The sequence below is a fragment of the Sphingomonas cremea genome (assembly GCF_021502585.1).
Lineage (GTDB): Bacteria > Pseudomonadota > Alphaproteobacteria > Sphingomonadales > Sphingomonadaceae > Sphingomicrobium > Sphingomicrobium cremea.
The window spans coordinates 589,553-606,086 of the sequence record NZ_JAKFGM010000002.1 but is presented as its reverse complement, the minus strand read 5'-3'; the positions used below and the strand labels follow the sequence as shown (position 1 = coordinate 606,086).

Annotated in this window: 20 protein-coding genes; 16 read left to right on the top strand and 4 right to left on the bottom strand. The window is 63.8% G+C overall.

Annotation, left to right across the window (positions count from 1 at the left end; genetic code table 11):
- Nucleotides 1–121: 121 nt before the first annotated feature.
- Both LVY65_RS09440 and ruvC read left to right on the top strand, forming a co-directional pair.
- Nucleotides 122–865 carry a YebC/PmpR family DNA-binding transcriptional regulator gene (locus LVY65_RS09440; RefSeq protein WP_235067809.1) on the top strand — a complete coding sequence of 248 codons (744 nt, stop codon included), beginning with the start codon at nt 122–124 and terminating at the stop codon, nt 863–865.
- Nucleotides 862–1,350, top strand: a complete 489-nt coding sequence (ruvC, locus tag LVY65_RS09435; RefSeq protein ID WP_235067985.1) for a crossover junction endodeoxyribonuclease RuvC — start codon at nt 862–864, stop codon at nt 1,348–1,350. The genes LVY65_RS09440 and ruvC overlap by 4 nt, the downstream gene beginning before the upstream one ends.
- A gap of 3 nt (nt 1,351–1,353) precedes the next feature.
- On the opposite strand, the gene LVY65_RS09430 is transcribed toward ruvC, so the two are convergent.
- Nucleotides 1,354–2,229 (bottom strand): alpha/beta fold hydrolase, encoded by an 876-nt coding sequence (locus tag LVY65_RS09430; protein ID WP_235067807.1) that lies wholly within the window; start codon nt 2,227–2,229, stop codon nt 1,354–1,356.
- A gap of 181 nt (nt 2,230–2,410) precedes the next feature.
- On the opposite strand from LVY65_RS09430, the gene ruvA reads away from it, so the two are divergent.
- The 3 genes from ruvA to LVY65_RS09415 are packed head-to-tail and all read left to right on the top strand — an operon-like array spanning nt 2,411 to nt 4,130.
- Nucleotides 2,411–3,007 (top strand): Holliday junction branch migration protein RuvA, encoded by a 597-nt coding sequence (ruvA, locus tag LVY65_RS09425; protein ID WP_235067806.1) that lies wholly within the window; start codon nt 2,411–2,413, stop codon nt 3,005–3,007.
- Complete coding sequence (locus LVY65_RS09420; protein ID WP_235067804.1) at nt 3,004–3,732, top strand: ParA family protein; 729 nt, start codon at nt 3,004–3,006, stop codon at nt 3,730–3,732. The genes ruvA and LVY65_RS09420 overlap by 4 nt, the downstream gene beginning before the upstream one ends.
- Nucleotides 3,729–4,130, top strand: coding sequence for a GFA family protein (locus LVY65_RS09415; RefSeq protein ID WP_456242941.1), 402 nt, complete (start codon nt 3,729–3,731; stop codon nt 4,128–4,130). The genes LVY65_RS09420 and LVY65_RS09415 overlap by 4 nt, the downstream gene beginning before the upstream one ends.
- Before the next feature lie 81 nt (nt 4,131–4,211).
- Here LVY65_RS09415 and LVY65_RS09410 read toward each other — a convergent pair whose 3' ends face one another.
- Nucleotides 4,212–5,333, bottom strand: a complete 1,122-nt coding sequence (locus LVY65_RS09410; RefSeq protein WP_235067801.1) for a dipeptidase — start codon at nt 5,331–5,333, stop codon at nt 4,212–4,214.
- Between the two features lie 193 nt (nt 5,334–5,526).
- Between LVY65_RS09410 and ruvB the strand changes: the two genes are divergently transcribed.
- The 8 genes from ruvB to pal are packed head-to-tail and all read left to right on the top strand — an operon-like array spanning nt 5,527 to nt 11,974.
- Nucleotides 5,527–6,567, top strand: a complete 1,041-nt coding sequence (ruvB, locus tag LVY65_RS09405) for a Holliday junction branch migration DNA helicase RuvB (protein WP_235067800.1) — start codon at nt 5,527–5,529, stop codon at nt 6,565–6,567.
- Nucleotides 6,564–7,712 carry a DUF3089 domain-containing protein gene (locus LVY65_RS09400; protein ID WP_235067799.1) on the top strand — a complete coding sequence of 383 codons (1,149 nt, stop codon included), beginning with the start codon at nt 6,564–6,566 and terminating at the stop codon, nt 7,710–7,712. The genes ruvB and LVY65_RS09400 overlap by 4 nt, the downstream gene beginning before the upstream one ends.
- A gap of 60 nt (nt 7,713–7,772) precedes the next feature.
- Nucleotides 7,773–8,231: a YbgC/FadM family acyl-CoA thioesterase gene (locus LVY65_RS09395; RefSeq protein ID WP_235067798.1), complete on the top strand. Its 459-nt coding sequence runs from the start codon at nt 7,773–7,775 to the stop codon at nt 8,229–8,231.
- A complete protein-coding gene (tolQ, locus tag LVY65_RS09390) occupies nt 8,231–8,932 on the top strand; it encodes a protein TolQ (RefSeq protein ID WP_235067797.1) in 702 nt (233 codons plus the stop codon). The genes LVY65_RS09395 and tolQ overlap by 1 nt, the downstream gene beginning before the upstream one ends.
- Complete coding sequence (gene tolR, locus LVY65_RS09385; protein WP_235067796.1) at nt 8,932–9,372, top strand: protein TolR; 441 nt, start codon at nt 8,932–8,934, stop codon at nt 9,370–9,372. Before tolQ ends, tolR begins: the two co-directional genes overlap by 1 nt.
- On the top strand, nt 9,369–10,115 hold the full coding sequence (locus LVY65_RS09380) for a hypothetical protein (protein WP_235067795.1): 747 nt from the start codon (nt 9,369–9,371) through the stop codon (nt 10,113–10,115). The genes tolR and LVY65_RS09380 overlap by 4 nt, the downstream gene beginning before the upstream one ends.
- An 11-nt stretch (nt 10,116–10,126) precedes the next feature.
- A complete protein-coding gene (tolB, locus tag LVY65_RS09375) occupies nt 10,127–11,434 on the top strand; it encodes a Tol-Pal system beta propeller repeat protein TolB (RefSeq protein ID WP_235067793.1) in 1,308 nt (435 codons plus the stop codon).
- 27 nt (nt 11,435–11,461) lie between these two features.
- Nucleotides 11,462–11,974, top strand: coding sequence for a peptidoglycan-associated lipoprotein Pal (pal, locus tag LVY65_RS09370; RefSeq protein WP_235067792.1), 513 nt, complete (start codon nt 11,462–11,464; stop codon nt 11,972–11,974).
- Between the two features lie 15 nt (nt 11,975–11,989).
- On the opposite strand, the gene LVY65_RS09365 is transcribed toward pal, so the two are convergent.
- A complete protein-coding gene (locus LVY65_RS09365) occupies nt 11,990–12,292 on the bottom strand; it encodes an SEL1-like repeat protein (protein ID WP_235067791.1) in 303 nt (100 codons plus the stop codon).
- An 84-nt stretch (nt 12,293–12,376) separates the two neighbouring features.
- Nucleotides 12,377–13,228, bottom strand: coding sequence for a pantoate--beta-alanine ligase (gene panC / locus LVY65_RS09360; protein WP_235067790.1), 852 nt, complete (start codon nt 13,226–13,228; stop codon nt 12,377–12,379).
- 83 nt (nt 13,229–13,311) lie between these two features.
- Here panC and LVY65_RS09355 point away from each other — a divergent pair, with 83 nt between their 5' ends.
- From LVY65_RS09355 to LVY65_RS09345, 3 genes are all read left to right on the top strand, one after another.
- A complete protein-coding gene (locus LVY65_RS09355) occupies nt 13,312–14,112 on the top strand; it encodes a division plane positioning ATPase MipZ (RefSeq protein ID WP_235067789.1) in 801 nt (266 codons plus the stop codon).
- A gap of 26 nt (nt 14,113–14,138) precedes the next feature.
- Nucleotides 14,139–15,518, top strand: coding sequence for a phosphoglucomutase/phosphomannomutase PgmG (gene pgmG, locus LVY65_RS09350; protein ID WP_235067788.1), 1,380 nt, complete (start codon nt 14,139–14,141; stop codon nt 15,516–15,518).
- Nucleotides 15,519–15,583: 65 nt separating this feature from the next.
- Nucleotides 15,584–16,525 (top strand): GAF domain-containing protein, encoded by a 942-nt coding sequence (locus tag LVY65_RS09345; protein ID WP_235067787.1) that lies wholly within the window; start codon nt 15,584–15,586, stop codon nt 16,523–16,525.
- The last annotated feature ends 9 nt before the right edge of the window (nt 16,526–16,534 follow it).

Below are 16,534 nucleotides of genomic sequence, written 5' to 3'. Positions count from 1 at the left end.
ACATTCTAAATCGAACAGGTCAAACATTTCGGACTGCGCACGGATTTCACGGCGAGCATGTGGTTGAGCGGCGCGCCGGGGTCCTCTAGGGAGCGCGGCACATATTCAATGCGGGGATCGAATGGCCGGCCATTCCAAATTCAAGAACATCATGCATCGCAAGGGCGCGCAGGACAAAAAGCGCTCGGCGATGTTCTCCAAACTCTCTCGCGAAATCACCGTCGCGGCAAAGATGGGCCTGCCCGATCCGGACATGAACGCGCGGCTGCGCGCCGCCGTTCTCGCCGCCAAGGCCCAGTCGATGCCCAAGGACAATATCCAGCGGTCGATCGACAAGGCCTCGGCCAGCGATGCCGAGAATTACGAGGAGATCCGCTACGAAGGCTTCGGCCCAGGCGGCGTTTCGATCATTGTCGAGGCGCTCACCGACAACCGCAATCGCACCGCGACCAACGTCCGCACCATCTTCTCCAAGAATGGCGGCAATCTGGGCGCCAGCGGCAGCGTCAGCCACGGTTTCGACCGGATGGGCCTGATCGAATACTCATCCGCCGCGGGCAACGAAGAAACCGTTCTCGAGGCCGCGATCGAGGCCGGCGCCGACGATGTCGAAAGCGACGAGGCGGGTCACGAAATCTGGACCGCGCAGGACGCGCTTCATGCCGTCGCCCGGGCGCTCGAAGCCGCCCTCGGCGAGCCCGAATCGGCAAAGCTGGCCTGGCGCCCGCAGAATGAGGTGACTGTCACTGGCGACGATGCCGCGACCTTAATGAAGCTGCTCGACGCGCTGGAGGATGATGACGACGTCCAGACTGTTTCGGGCAATTACAATGTTCCGGACGAGGAACTGGAGAAGCTCGGCTGACGCTCATCCTCGGTCTCGACCCCGGCCTGGGGACGACCGGCTGGGGACTGGTCCGCGCCGAAGGCAATCGCCTTTCGCATGTCGCCAATGGGCAGCTGAAGACCGACGCGTCCGAAAGCCTGCCCAAGCGCCTGTCTCACCTCGCCTCCCAGCTGGAGGCGATCATCGCCGATCACTCGCCTCAGGCCGCGGCGGTCGAGGAGGTGTTCGTCAACAAAAACCCCCAGTCCACGCTGAAGCTCGGGCAGGCACGCGGCGTCGCGCTGATGATTGCCGCCCGCGCCGGCATCGAAGTCGGCGAATATGCGCCGCGGCTGGTCAAGAAGGCGGTCGTCGGAACCGGCTCGGCGGAAAAGGTGCAGGTCCACGCCATGATCCAGCACCTGCTTCCCGGTGTTGAAATTTCAGGCCCAGACGCCGCCGATGCGCTGGCGGTGGCAATCACGCATGCGCACCACCTCGCCAGCGCCCGGCGGCTTGGCTGAGCCTCAGGCCAACGCTGCCTCCACCTGCTTCGCTGCCTCGCCAACTTCCTGCCCTTCGAAGAAGGCCAGCAAGTCTGCGTTGATCAGGTCCGGATGGGTCGAAGCGCAGCCGTGCGGCAGGTCCTTGTAGGTCTTGAGCCTGCCATTCTTCAGCAACTTGACCGCGAGCGGCGCCGAGTCCGCATAAGGCACGATCTGGTCGTCCTCGCTGTGGATCACCAGCACTGGAACCTCGATCGTCTTCAAATCCTCGGTGAAGTCGGTTTCGGAAAAGGCCTTGATGCACTCGTAGCCGGCCTTGGCGCTGCCCATCATGCCCTGCCGCCACCAGTTGCGGATCAGGCCTTCTGATACCTTCGCACCAGGCCGGTTGAAGCCGTAAAAGGGGCCGGTCGGGATATCGAGGTAAAGCTGGGAACGGTTATCGGCCAATGCCTTGCGGAATCCGTCGAACACCTCGATCGGCGTCCCGCCCGGGTTTGAATCCTTCTTGACCATTACTGGCGGCACCGCATCGAGCAGCACGGCCTTGGCCACCCGTCCCGGATCGGCCCGAGCGACATAATGGGCGACTTCCCCGCCGCCCGTCGAATGGCCCACATGGAAGGCATTCTTGAGGTCGAGAGCGGTAACCAGTTCCTTCACGTCGGCCGCATAGGTGTCCATTTCATTGCCGCCGTCCGTTTGGCTCGACCGGCCATGACCCCGGCGATCATGGGCGATCACCCGGTAGCCCTTGTCGAGGAAGAACATCATCTGGTTGTCCCAGTCGTCGGAACTGAGCGGCCAGCCATGATGAAAGACTATCGGCTGCGCGTCGCGCGGGCCCCAGTCCTTGTAGAAAATATCGGTTCCGTCGCGCGTGGTGATCGTCGGCATGGGTTAGCCTCCTTGGCCTATGTTCCCGCCCCCCGGCGACTCCGTACAATGAGATTGTTACGCCTTAACATGGATCAAGGGGAGTCGAACCGATTCAATTCGTCATTGCGAGGAGCGCCGCGACGCGGCAATCCAGCGCAATGGATTGCTTCGCTGCGCTCGCAATGATGGCTCGCTCCGCGTGATTGCGCGCCTCGCCGGAAAGCTCGTCGAAGCCGGCGCCGACGGCGCGATCGTCGATGTGCAGGGGGTGGGTTACCAGGTGCAGGCCAGCGCGCGGACGCTGGATGCCCTGGGTCCGGTCGGCGGCGATGTCGTTATCCTGACCGAGCTTCAGGTGCGCGAGGACGGCTGGACCCTGTTCGGATTCGGCTCCGCCGGCGAGCGCGAGGCATTTCGCCAGTTGACCAGCGTCCAGGGGGTCGGTGGCCGGGTCGCACTCGCCATCCTGTCGGTGCTCGATCCCGCCGAGCTCGCCGCAGCGGTGTCACGCGGCGACAAGGCGATGGTGTCGCGGGCCAATGGCGTCGGCCCCAAGCTCGCCCAGCGAATCGTCAACGAACTGGCCGGCAAGCTCGGCAGCCCGGCGCTGGCCGGATCGCTTGGCTCCCCGCCCCAGCGTGGCGGCGCGGCGGCGGACGCCCTATCGGCCCTCGCCAACCTCGGGTTCAAGCCTGCCGAGGCCAGCGCGGCTGTTGCCGCGGCTACCGATGAGCTAGGAGTAGAGGCGAGCCTCGACGCGCTCGTCCGCCTTGCCCTGAGGAAGGCCGCCAAATGATCATCGCCGTCTACAGCGCAAAGGGTGGCGTCGGGAAAACGACCTTGGCGGTCAACCTTGCCTGGGCCAGCGCCGCGCTATCGTCCCGCCGCACCCTGCTGTGGGACCTCGATGCGCAGGGCGCGGCAAGCTATATTCTCGGCCAGGAGCCGGGCGGAGCCAAGGCCCGGCAAAGCATCACGCGCGATGCCGACCCTTCGCAGCTGATCCGTCACACCGGCATCGACCGCCTCGACGTGCTGCCGGCCGATGAGTCGCTTCGTACGCTCGACTATGCGTTCCACGACCTTGGCAAGCGCAAGCGGCTGGCGAAGATCGCTTCGAACCTCAGCCGCGATTATGATCGGATCATCATCGACTGTCCGCCTGGCCTGACCGACACGTCGGACCAGATCCTGCGCGCGGCCGACCTGGCGGTCGTGCCGTTGATCCCGGCAATCCTGTCGCGCCGGGCGCTGGACGAAATCAAGGAACATGTCGGGCAAAAAAAGGGGCCCAAGGTGATATTGGCCCCGGTCTTTTCGATGGTCGATCGCCGCCGTCTCCTGCATCGCACTGCGCTGGAAAGCCAGCCCGGCTGGCCCGCGATCCCAATGGCCAGCGCTTATGAAAAGATGAGCGAAGCCCGTGCTCCCATTGGCGAGCTTTTCCCGCGCCCCTCCCCGGCGGTCGAGGCGGTCGCGGAGTTGTGGCAGCGGATTGAGAAAGAGCTGGCGGGTAAGTGACCGTCCGCCGGGCCTCCTGCCGCTGCGGGCAGTTGGCGGCGACGTGCTCCGGAGATCCCGTGCGCGTATCGGTATGCCATTGCCTCGATTGCCAGAAGCGAAGCGGCAGCGCCTTTGCCGTCCAGGCTCGCTGGCCGGAAGAGCAGGTCACAACGGACGGCCAGTCCAAGACCTGGGTTCATTTCGCCGACAGCGGCAACAGGATCACCCATCATTTCTGCGCAGATTGCGGATCGACGGTGCATTTCCGCATCGAAGGCAAGTTCGACGGACTGGTGGCGATCCCGCTAGGCGCTTTTGACGATCCATACTTCCTCAAGCCCCGCTTTTCGGTCTGGGAAAAGCGCAAGCACGACTGGGTCGAGATTCTGGGCGACAAGGTCGAACACAGCCAATAGTCCGTCATCGCGAGGAGCGCAGCGACGTGGCGATCCAGTCTGGATTGCTTCGCTTCGCTCGCAATGACGAGCGGCTGACGGCTACCCGCCCCACGCGTCCTTGTAGACGCGCAGGAAGTTGCCGCCCATCAGCTTCTCCAGCCGCGCCTCGCTCCAGCCACGCTTGGCAAGGTCGTCGGCGAAGCGGCGGTAGCGGTCCAAGCTGTTATAGTCCTCGATCATTGGGTAGACTCCGACCGCTTCGCCGGGCGCGGCGATTCCAGCCTTGATCCGCTGTTCCTGCCATTCCTTCAGCTTCTTCTTGGTTTCCTCGTCCAAAGTAGTGGGCAGCACGCCATTGTCGGTCCCGATGCCGACATGATCCTCCCCCGCTACATTGGCCACATGCTCGACATGGCGCAGCAGGTCGTCGCCCTTCGGGTGACTGTCGAGCGTCAGGAAAGGCATGAAATAGACCCCGACGACCCCGCCCTTGTCGGCAACCGCCTTGATCGTTTCATCGGCGGTATTGCGCGGATGTTCGGCTAAGGCGCGTGCGCCGGTATGGCTGATCACCAGGGGTCGCTTCGCATAAGCCGTCGCTTCGGCCATCGTCCGCGCCCCACCATGCGAAAGGTCGAGCAGCAGCTTCTCCGCCTCGATCCGCTCGATCGTCGCCCGGCCGAGCTTCGACAGGCCGGCATTGGCCGGTTCCAGCGCGCCGTCGCCGGCGAGATTGCGGTTGTTGTAGGTCAGCTGGACGGTCATCACCCCGTCCTTCTTCATCTGCGCCAGCCGGTCGAGTTCTGGCCCGACCATCGATGTGTCCTGCGTGCCTAGTACCACCGCGAACTTCTTCTCGCGCTTGGCCTTGAGGATATCCGCTGCGGTCCTCACCAGCACCAGGCGATCGGGATTGGCGTTGAGAATGTCCTGCTTGGTCGCGACATCCTTCTGATAATCGCCCCATGGATCGGCAAGATTGCCGACCGGCATTACCGTGTCGCGCAGCAGCGTAACGCCGGTAGCGACCATTTCCGCCCAGGCGCGGTCGCCAAGCCTCAGTTGCTCGGGCGGAGAATAGGGATCGCCTACGCCGCCAAGCGCATCGATGATGATCGCCCGGTTATACCAGTCGGACTTTGCCGCACGTGCCTTCGCCAGTGCGGGCGCGGCTACCAGTGCCGCGCTACCCGCCATCATCGTTCGCCTGTCGAGCTTCATTCCCCTCTCCTCCGCTTGTCCCCGCCTAGCACCGAAGTGGCTGGCGCGAAAATCCTGTCCTACTCACTGCAAATGTGCATCATGACCAAATGAGTGGGCGACGATTTCAGCAGTCGAGGGCGAGTGGAGACATCGGCGGCCTTAACTTCACAAAATTGGTCGCGCTCCCCATGAAAATTGTGAATTTAGGACGATGAGCGCTACCGACCCCGCCCGCATCACCACGCCCGAGCGCACTGCCGAGGATGCGGATGCTGCGCTGCGGCCCAAAAGCCTCGACGAGTTCATCGGTCAGCAGGGTGCGCGCGAAAACCTCCGCATATTCGTCAACGCTGCCCGCTCGCGCGGCGAGGCGCTCGACCACGTCCTCTTCTTTGGCCCACCCGGTCTCGGCAAGACCACGCTCGCCGGAATTCTCGCCCGCGAAATGGGCGTCGGCTTCCGCGCCACGTCCGGCCCGGTCATCGCCAAGTCGGGCGACCTGGCGGCGCTGCTGACCAATCTGGAAGATGGCGACGTCCTGTTCATAGACGAGATCCACCGGCTCAATCCGGCCGTCGAGGAAGTTCTCTATCCCGCGATGGAGGACCGCGCGCTCGACCTGATGATTGGCGAGGGCCCCTCGGCCCGATCTGTCCGGATAGACCTGCCACGCTTCACCCTAGTTGGCGCCACCACCCGTCAGGGCCTCCTGACCACGCCATTGCGCGACCGCTTCGGAATCCCCGTCCGGCTCAATTTCTATACAGTCGAGGAACTGGAGCAGGTCGTGCGCCGTGCCGCCCGCCTGCTCAATGCGCCAACCACCGGCGAGGGAGAGCATGAGATCGCCCGTCGCAGCCGCGGCACGCCGCGCATCGCCGGCCGCCTGCTTCGCCGGGTGCGCGATTTCGCCCATGCCGCGGGCGCCGACGCGATCGACGAGGGGGTCGCCGATCGCGCACTTACCCGGCTGGAAATCGATCGGCTCGGCCTCGATGCGATGGACCGGCGCTACCTGATGATGATCGCCGATCTCTATGGCGGCGGTCCGGTCGGGATCGAAACCCTCGCCGCGGGGCTTAGCGAGCCGCGCGACACGCTTGAGGAAGTGGTCGAACCCTATCTTATTCAGCTTGGCCTAATCGCTCGCACCGCAAGAGGGCGCTGCCTCAATGGGCGCGGCTGGACGCACCTGGGTCTCAATCCGCCCAGCGGCGCACAGACCGGCCTGTTCGATAGCGGAGACAAATGATGTTGCTTACCGCCGCCCTGCTCGCCGCCGCCCAGGCGGGTACTGCCACCGCATCGCCCGACTATTCGAAACCCTCGAGCTGGCTCTGCCTGCCCGGGCGAGCCGATATATGTTCGACTCCATTGCCGACGACGGCGCTCAATCCCAACGGCTACGGATCGACCGGTCAGTCACCGGTGGCAAAGGATGCCTCGATCGATTGCTTCTACGTCTACCCGACAATCAGCCGCGATCGCGGTGTCAATAGCGACCTCACTCCTGGCGATGGCGAAGAAAAGGCAGCCGTCATCACCCAGTTCGCCCGCTTTGCCGGCACCTGTCGAACCTTTGCGCCCGTGTACCGCTCAATGACCGTAGGGCTGATCACCGCCGTCGCTGCCGGCGCCGACTTCAAGGCCCCGTTTGCCACCGCCTATGGCGACGTTCGCGCCGCCTGGAAGGAATATCTGGCCAAGTACAACAAGGGTCGACCCTTCGTCCTCATTGGCCACAGCCAGGGCTCGTGGATGCTCCAGACGCTTATCGCCAAGGAGATTGAGGGCAAGCCCGAGGCAAAGCGAATGAAGCTTGCCATCATTCCCGGCTTCAACGTGCTGGTGCCACAGGGCAAGCTCACTGGCGGCACGTTCAAATCGACCCCGATCTGCTCAAGGCCCGGCCAGACCGGCTGCGTCATGACCTGGGTGAGCTACCGCGAAAAGAACGCGCCGCCGCCGGGGGCAGTGTTCGGCTATGCCGACAAGCCCGGAATGACCGTCGCCTGCACCAATCCTGGCAGGCCTGGGGCGACCGGCCCGGTCAACCTCGACAGCTATTGGTTCGCCCGCTCGGCGATGCCCGTGCCTGGAGGGCCGATCGAATGGTCGACGGAGGGCCCGCCGCCTTCCCCATTCCTTCGCACCGACGGCCTGGTTTCGGCGCGCTGCATCAACGACGGACCGCGCGGCTATCTTTCGATCCGCACCAATGCCGACCCCAACGATAAACGCACCGATCGCATTGGCGGGGAGGTCGGGGCGCTTGGCTTTTTCATCCCCGGCTGGGGCATGCACCTCGCCGACTTGAGCGCTCCGATGGGCGACCTGCTCAGCCAGGTCGAATCGCTCACTGGAGGGCCGAAAACCGCCAGCGGCCAGCCGCGCTAGCGACACTTTCCATCCATCGAGGGTTGCCGGGCGAGTCCGCGGATGGTTAAGGCGGTCGTGATGGAGCCATCTCCCTTCGACCACCCTTATCGCGGCGGCTTTGTCGGCAAGGAGCATCGCTTCGCGCTGACGGTCTTCTTCGAGGACACCGACACTGCCGGGATCGTCTATCACGCCAACTACCTCCGCTTCTTCGAGAGGGCGAGGTCCGACATGCTCCGCGCCGCCGGCATCGACCAACGCGCCGCGATCGACGCCGGCATCGGCGCCTATGCGGTGAGCGAAATGGACATCAAATGGCGCCGCCCGGCCAAGCTGGACGATGACCTGATTGTCATCAGTAGGGTCACGGATGTGCGCAATGCATCCTGCTCCATTCATCAACGAGTCATGCGCGGGAACCAAATCTTGGCCGAGGCGACGGTGACAGCAGCCCTCCTGACCCCAGAGGGACGTCCCCGTCGCCAACCGCCAGAGTGGATCGACCGCTTCCGCGCCATCGAGCAAAAAGGGAATTAATGCCGACCGTCGAAGCCTCCGCCGACCTCATGTCGCCACTTAACCTGTTCCTGCAGGCCGACGTCGTCGTCAAAACCGTCATGATCGGACTGCTGCTCGCCAGCGTCTGGACCTGGGCGATCATCTTCACCCATGCGCTGCGGCTGAGGCGGATCAACCGCCAGACCGACCGGTTCGAGCGCGACTTCTGGGCAACCGACGACATCGATGCCTTTCATGCTCGACGCAGCGAGGACAAGCTGCCGATTGCCGTGGTCATGGCCGCCGCCCTCGACGAATGGCGCCGCTCGACCAAGACAGCGACCGTCGACCGGGCCGGTACCCGGGAGCGACTGGCAAGCCGGATGAACGCCGCCGTCGCCGCCGAGCTCGACCGGCTCAGCGATCGCCTCAACATCCTCGCAACGGTCGGATCGGTCGCTCCTTTCGTCGGCCTTTTCGGTACGGTGTGGGGCATCATGCGCAGCTTCACCGCCATCGCTGGCGCCAACAACACTTCGCTAGCGGTAGTCGCGCCCGGGATTGCTGAAGCGCTGTTTGCCACCGCCATCGGCCTGTTCGCGGCGATTCCGGCAGTGATCGCCTATAACCGGCTGACCCACGGGCTCGACCGCCTCGAAGCCAAGCTGAGCCGCTTCGCCGACCGCTTCCACGCGACCTTGAGCCGGGAGTTAGAAGTCGAGGCGGTGACAGGGCACTGATGGGCGCCAATCTTCCCTCCTCCTCCCGCCACGGCCGCCGCCGCCGGCCGATGTCGGAAATCAACGTGACGCCGCTGGTCGACGTAATGCTGGTGCTGCTGATCATTTTCATGGTCACCGCGCCGCTGCTGGTCGCTGGCGTTCCGATTGACCTCCCCGAAAGTCGTGCGGGGGCGCTCGACCAGCAGGCAGAGCCCGTCCAGATCGCGATCGACCGCGACGGAGCGATTACCATCGACGACGCGCCGGTCGCCGAGGCGGCCTTGCCGGCCAAGCTAGCCGCAATTGCTGCCCAGCCCGCGCCGACCGAAGGGCGACGGATCTATCTGCGTGCCGACCGCACCCTCGATTATGGCCGTGTGATGCGGGTGATGGGTGAGTTAAACCGCGCCGGGCTGAACCGCGTCGCCCTGGTTTCCGTGGGCCCGGAACAGCAATGAAGATGGATCGCGCCGAATGGGCCGGAACGGGAGCGGCCCTGCTGTTCCATGCCGTGCTGATCGGTGCGCTGACGCTGAGCCTCGCCCAGGTTGCGAGCGTTCCCGAACCGCCGTCGATGGAGGTCGAGTTCGTCGAGGATGTCGGCCTAACCCCCGCCGCGCCGCAATCCGTAGCCGTCCCGCCGCCGCCGAGCCAAGCGCCGGAGATCGGGAAAGCGGAACCGACCGAGCCGGTCCCTACGATTCAGCCGGTGCGGACGCCGAGCATCACGCCCGCCCCGGCCAGGCCTCAGCCTCCGGCCAAGCCCGCGCCGCGCATGTCGCGGATCGGTGACGATTTCCTAAAAGGTATCCGCCAAGACGCGCCATCCAAGTCGGCCGCGCCTGCCCAGGCTTCCGCTGCCACGGTAAGCCCTTCGGCGATGGCCGGCATTGTCCAAGCAATTCGTCGCCAAGTGCAGCCCTGTGCCGACCGGCAAGTGAACCCGGGCGAAGGCGCGAGCCGGATTCGCGTTCGGCTCCGGCTCCAGCTGCTGCGCAGCGGCCGCCTCAGGGTTCCTCCCCAAGTGCTGGGTACCTCCGGAGTGGATGACGAAAACGCCCGCTATGAGGAACGGGTGAAGGATTTGGCGGTTGCAACCTTTGTTGGTTGTGCGCCGCTAACGGGCTTGCCGCCGGAACTTTATGAGACCGACAGCGGCAAGGGGTGGTCCGACTTCATTATGAATTACAACCTGCCGTGAGGAGCGTTCCTTTGAAGCAGATTATCGCTGCCGTTTTCCTGTTGCCCATCGCAGCTGCCGGCTTTGCCCAGGACACCGGGCCGCTCGAAGTCGACGTAGTCGGCGGAATCCAGGCGCCGATGGCAGTCGCCGTTCCCGCAATGCCAAGCTCCAGCGGCGACACTGCGGTTGGTCGCCAGATCGCCGAGGTCATTTCGTCGGACCTTCGCTCGACGGGCCTTTTCACGCCGTTGGGGCCAAGCGGAATCGATAGCTACAGCTACGCCCAGGCGTCGAACCCGGTTTACGCCACCTGGCGCAATGCCGGGGCGGCAGCGCTCGTTTCCGGTTACGTCGAGACCGGAGCTGGAGGGCGCATCACTCTCGCTTGCTATCTGTTCGACGTGAGCGCCGGGCGGGAGCTCGCCAGGCAAGGGTTTGCGGTCAATGCCAATGACTGGCGCCGTGCCGCGCACAAATGCGCAGACCTCGTCTATTCGAGGCTGTCAGGCGAGCAGCCATTCCTCGACACGCGCGTCGTTTATGTTGCCGAGACAGGGCCGAAGAATGCCCGCGTCAAGCGCATTGCGATCATGGATAGCGATGGATCGAACCACCGCTATCTGACACCCGGCAAGGCAACGGTGCTAACCCCGCGCTTCAGCCCACGCGGCGATAAGCTGGTCTACATGAGCTACCAGGGCCGCCGCCCACGCGTATATGTGATGGATGTCGTTACCGGCACCGAACGGCTGCTGGTGCCGGGCACCGCTTTCACCTTCGCCCCGCGCTTTTCGCCCGACGGCAGCCAGATAGTCTTCTCGATGGCATCAGGCGGCAACACCGATATCTATGTCGTGGGCGCCAATGGCGGCCAACCGCGTCGGCTGACCTCGACGCCAGGCGCCGACACTTCGCCCAGCTTCTCGCCGGACGGCAATCGCATCGTGTTCGAAAGCGATCGGTCGGGCTCCCAGCAGCTATATGTGATGAATTACGATGGCTCGCAGCAGAAGCGGATCAGCTTCGGCGGAGGCGCCTATGCGTCGCCGGTGTGGAGCCCGCGAGGTGAGCTCATTGCCTTCACCCGTATCGGTGGTGGCGCTTTTCGTATCGGCGTGATGAGCCCTGGCGGCGGAGGCGAGCGGTTGCTGACCAACGCCTGGCAGGACGAAGGGCCAAGCTGGGCCCCCAATGGGCAATTCGTCATGTTCTACCGCACGGCCCAAGGCTCGGGCAACGCCACCCTTTACGCGGTCAGCATCAATGGCGGCCAGCCGCGCCGGATGCCGACACCAGTAGGCGGATCGGACCCGAGCTGGTCGCCGCTCAACAATTAAGCCGAACAGGGAAATAAGGAGTAAGTGATGAAGAAGACCGTCTTGATCGGCATGGCCGCCGTGGCGCTTGTCGCCTGCGCTAAGAAGACGCCGCCGGCCGAAGTCCCGCCTGCCACCGAACAGCCCGCAAATCCGCCGGGCACCGCCACGGACGACAGCGTCGACCTGGTCGAGCTTCCGGCGATGCAGGCGGATCTGGTCGCAAAGGCGGGGTCGGACACCGTCTATTTCAGTACGGACGAATATTCGCTGGACGATCAGTCGAAGGCGACGCTGGCCGCTCAGGCCCGCTGGTTCCTTGCCAATCCGTCGGTTCGGGGTTCGATCGAGGGCCATGCCGACGAGCGCGGCACGCGTGAATATAATCTGGCGCTGGGCGAGCGGCGGGCAAACGCCGCGAAGGATTTCCTGATCGCCAACGGCGTTCCGGCAGGACGGCTGACCACGATCAGCTGGGGCAAGGAACGGCCGGTCGCGCTAGGCTCGAACGAAGAAGCCTGGGCACAGAACCGGCGCGCCGTATCGGTCGTCGTCAAATAAGCAGTAGGCCTCGCGTCAGGCCGCGTAGCGCTGGTGGCCGCTTTGCCCCAGCCATGCGCGGGCCTGACGTTGGGCTTCGGCAATTTCTCGCGCAGTCATCTCGAACGAGATTTCGGCGCGGCAGGCCTGGCTGCGGGTATCGCCCGACAGTGCGGCGAGATTGAACCATTTGTGCGCCTCGATCAGGTCGACGTTTATTCCGCCGCGTCCCGTCGAGTAAGTGACGCCAAGCTCATAAAGCGCTTCGACACTGCCTGCTTCCGCTTCCGCCATGCGACTGCGGAGGAAGAATTCCGCGCTCTTCTGACTGATCGCCATAACCATAATCCCCTGTTCGTTCGATCGAGCAGAGGTTCGCGTTGAAGGCGCAAACAAATGGTTAACGGCGCGGATACGCTATTTTCAAACTGTGCCCGAAATGACACGGATATTGTCGATCAGCCTTGTGGTGCCGACCACTGCCGCAGCAATCAGTCGCATATCCCCCAACGGCGCATCCAGCGGTTCGAGTGTCGCCGCGTCGACCAATGCGAAATAATCGATCCGCGAAAATCCTGCATCGCTGAGCTTGCCCTTGGCATCGTCGAGCACGGCTTGCACTGCCTCGCCGGCAAGGATGGCGTCTGCAGCTTCCTCGAGAGTGCGCGGCAAGGCCAAGGCTTGTACCCGCTGGTCAGCATTCAGGTAGGCGTTGCGGGACGATAGGGCCAAACCGTCGGCGTCGCGCACGGTCGCGACGCCGTGAATAGTCACGCCCAAGCCAAGATCGGCCGTCATCCGACGGATGACCGCAAGCTGCTGGAAATCCTTCTCCCCGAAGAAAGCCATGTCGGGCCGAACCGAAGTGAACAGCTTGGCCACCACTGTTGCGACGCCGGCGAAATGACCCGGCCGAGCCGCCCCGTCCCAACGCTCGCTGACCCCGGATACGCTGACCGTCGTCGCATATCCCGGCGGATAAAGCTGGGCCGCGCTTGGCATCCAAAGAAGGTCGCAGCCGTGATGCTCAAGCAGCCTTGCGTCCTCCGATTCCTGACGCGGATAGCGATCGAGATCCTCGCTCGGCCCAAACTGGAGCGGGTTGACGAAGATGGACGCAACAACCCGATCGGCCTTGGCCCGGGCCGCATCGACCAGCGCCATATGACCGGCGTGGAGTGCCCCCATGGTCGGCACCAGCGCGATCGTTAGCCTCGCGTCGCGCCATTCCCGCAGGGCCAATGCCAAATCGCCCATCTCTCGAATGATTTGCATGCGATTCAGGCCTCAGATACATCTGGTGTCGGGGCCGCGTCTTACGTGCGCGGTTGTGGGAATCACAAGGGGATAAGCAGGCCATGGGCCAGCCGCACTTCATCGTCTTCGCCAATGAAAAGGGCGGCACCGGCAAATCGACCACTGCGGTCCACACCGCGATTGCGCTCGCCGCGTCAGGCCATCGGGTCGGCGCGCTCGACCTCGACCAACGCCAGCGGACCATGACCCGCTATCTCGAGAATCGCGATGCAACCATGCGCCGGCTCGACAAGCAATTGCCTCGCGCAGCCTTTGAGGTTCTTGAGGATCAAACCGATGCGGGGCTTGAGGCTGCCATCGCCCGCCTGGGCGAAGTGGCCGATGTGCTAGTGGTCGACACTCCCGGCCGCGACGATCCAATAGCCCGGGCTACGATTCTCAAGGCCGACACCCTTGTCACGCCGATGAACGACAGCTTTGTCGACCTTGACCTCATCGGCCAGGTCCATCCCGAAAATTTCAAGGTCACCAAGCCCAGCTTCTATGCGGAGTTGATCTGGAACAGCCGCACGCAGCGCGCCAAGGATACCGGCAAGAGCGTCGACTGGGTCGTTCTGCGGAACCGCCTGCAGCACATTAATTCACATAACCTCCAACGTGTCGGCGCCGCGCTGGACGAGCTGGCCCGGCGCGTCGGATATCGCGTCATCCCCGGCCTAGGTGAGCGAGTCATCTACCGCGAGTTGTTTCCGAAAGGGCTGACCTTGCTCGACCTCCCGGAGCTAAGCGACGTTAGCCTGGGACACATTGCGGCCCGTCAGGAGTTGCGCGAAATGATTTCAGGGCTTGCCGTTCCCGGCGAGGCCGATATCGAGCAGCCCAAGGCCGCTGCCGCGGGCTGATTCCAGGCCCGCAAACAAGGATTCCAATGTCACACCAGTTTAATCGGACCATCCTGCGCGAATATGACGTGCGGGGGATCGTCGGACAGACCCTCAATCCCGAGGACGCCTACGCGCTCGGCCGCAGCTATGCCGCCTTGGCGACATCGGAAGGCGCCAAGCGCGTCGCCGTTGGCCGTGATGGCCGAACCCATTCGCCCGAGCTTGAAGCCGCGTTGATCGAAGGGCTGACCGAGGGCGGACTCATTGTAGTGAAGATCGGCATGGGACCTTCGCCGATGCTTTATTTCGCTGTGGCAACGCTAGACGTGCAAGGGGGCGTCCAAGTCACTGGCAGCCATAACCCAGCCGACTACAATGGTTTCAAAATGCTGCTGAACGGCCGCTCTGTCTTCGGACAGGAGATACAAGACCTGGGCCGGCGCGCCGCAGCGGGCGATTGGAGCGAAGGCCGAGGCGGCGTCGAGGAGGTAGACATCGTCGACTCCTATGTCGATGCGCTGGTCAAGGGCTTCGATGGCAAGGCCTATCGGATCGGCTGGGACGCGGGCAACGGAGCCGGCGGGCTAGTGCTCGAGAAGCTCGTTAAGCGCCTTCCAGGCGAGCATTATACGCTCTACACCGACGTCGACGGCCGATTTCCCAATCATCACCCCGATCCGACTGTCGAAGCCAATCTCGCCGACTTGAAAAAGCTGGTGGCGGACAAGCAGCTCGACTTCGGTTTCGCCCTGGACGGCGACGCGGACCGGCTTGGTGCGGTCGACAGCCAGGGCCGGGTGATCTGGGGCGACCAGCTTTTGATCATCCTCGCCGCGCCGGTGTTGAAGGATGAGCCCGGGGCAACAATCATTGCCGATGTGAAGGCAAGTCAAATCCTGTTCGATCGCATCGCCGAAATGGGTGGCAAGCCATTGATGTGGAAGACCGGGCATAGCCTGATCAAGTCGAAGATGAAGGAAACCGGCTCCCCGCTCGCGGGCGAAATGAGCGGACACATATTCTTCAAACATCAATGGTACGGGTTCGACGACGCGCTCTACGCGGCCGTGCGGGTGATCCGTGCTGTTTCGGACAGCGGCAAGTCCCTGACCGAGCTGAAGGACGAGATTCCGGTTTCCGTGGCGACGCCCGAGCTTCGCTTCCAGGTCGACGAAAGCCGCAAGTTCGCTGTTATCGACGAGGTTGCCAAGCGTCTCGCCAACGAGGGTGCCAACGTCGATTCAACCGACGGCGTACGGGTCAACACTCAAGGCGGCTGGTGGCTTCTGCGCGCATCGAACACCCAGGACGTTCTGGTCGCCCGTGCCGAAGCGAAGGACAAGGCCGGGCTCGACCGGCTGATGGCCGCCGTGAACGACCAGCTGGAGAAAAGTGGCGTCGCACCGGTGTTAGCGGATCACTAGCCGGGTTCGGCGCCCATTCCCTCGATCGCCGTGACTAGGGCGCGCGGTTACTGTAAGGCGATGTGATGCTGAACCAGCTTGCTTTGGACGGCAGCGAGCGTGAGCGGCTCCAACAGATGTTCGAGCGAGCGCCCGGATTCATGGCCCTGCTCGAAGGCCCCGACCATCGCTTTGCCTTCGCCAACAACGCCTTCTCAGAATTGGTCGGCCACAATGACCTGGCCGGCAAAACGATAACGGAAGCAATTCCGGAATTCGCCGGCCAGGCCTTTGTCGACCTGCTCGACCGCGTCGCCGACTCCCCTGAGCCGCTGATCGGCCATGGCGTGGCGATGCGGGTCTCCCGACCTGGCGAACTGCCCGAAGAAATCTTCGTCGACGTACTGTTCCAGCCGCTGCCCGCTAGCGATGGCGGTCCGGCCGTCATCTTTGTCCAGGGGCATGAGGTCACCGGCGACAAGCGAAACGAGGCGCTTCGCGCGGCGCACAATCGCGTGCTCGAACTGGCAATCGGCGACAGCCCGCTTGAACAAACGTTGAGCGAGCTGATCGGGATCGTCGAATCCACATCGCGGACCCAAGTCCTAGGCTCAATCCTGCTACTTGATCCCGATGGCCAGCACCTCCGCCATGGCGCCGCGCCAAGCCTGCCGGACGCCTATTGCCAGGCGATCGACGGCGCAGAGATCGGCCCCTGCGTCGGCTCCTGCGGGACCGCCGCCTTCACCGCAGAACCGGTGTTCGTATCCGATATCGCCAACGATCCGCTGTGGGCCGACTTCCGCGAACTAGCCGATGCCCATGGCCTGCGCGCCTGTTGGTCGATCCCGATCATGACAGCGGGCCGGAAAGTGCTTGGCACTTTCGCCATGTACCATAGGGAGCCGCGTGAGCCGACCGTGCGTGACCTCGCCCTCGTCGATCTTGTCACGCAAACGGCGGCGCTGGTAATCGACCGCGACCGGGCCCAAAGTGCCCTGCGCACCATCGCCCGGATGACCGGCTGACCGATTGAT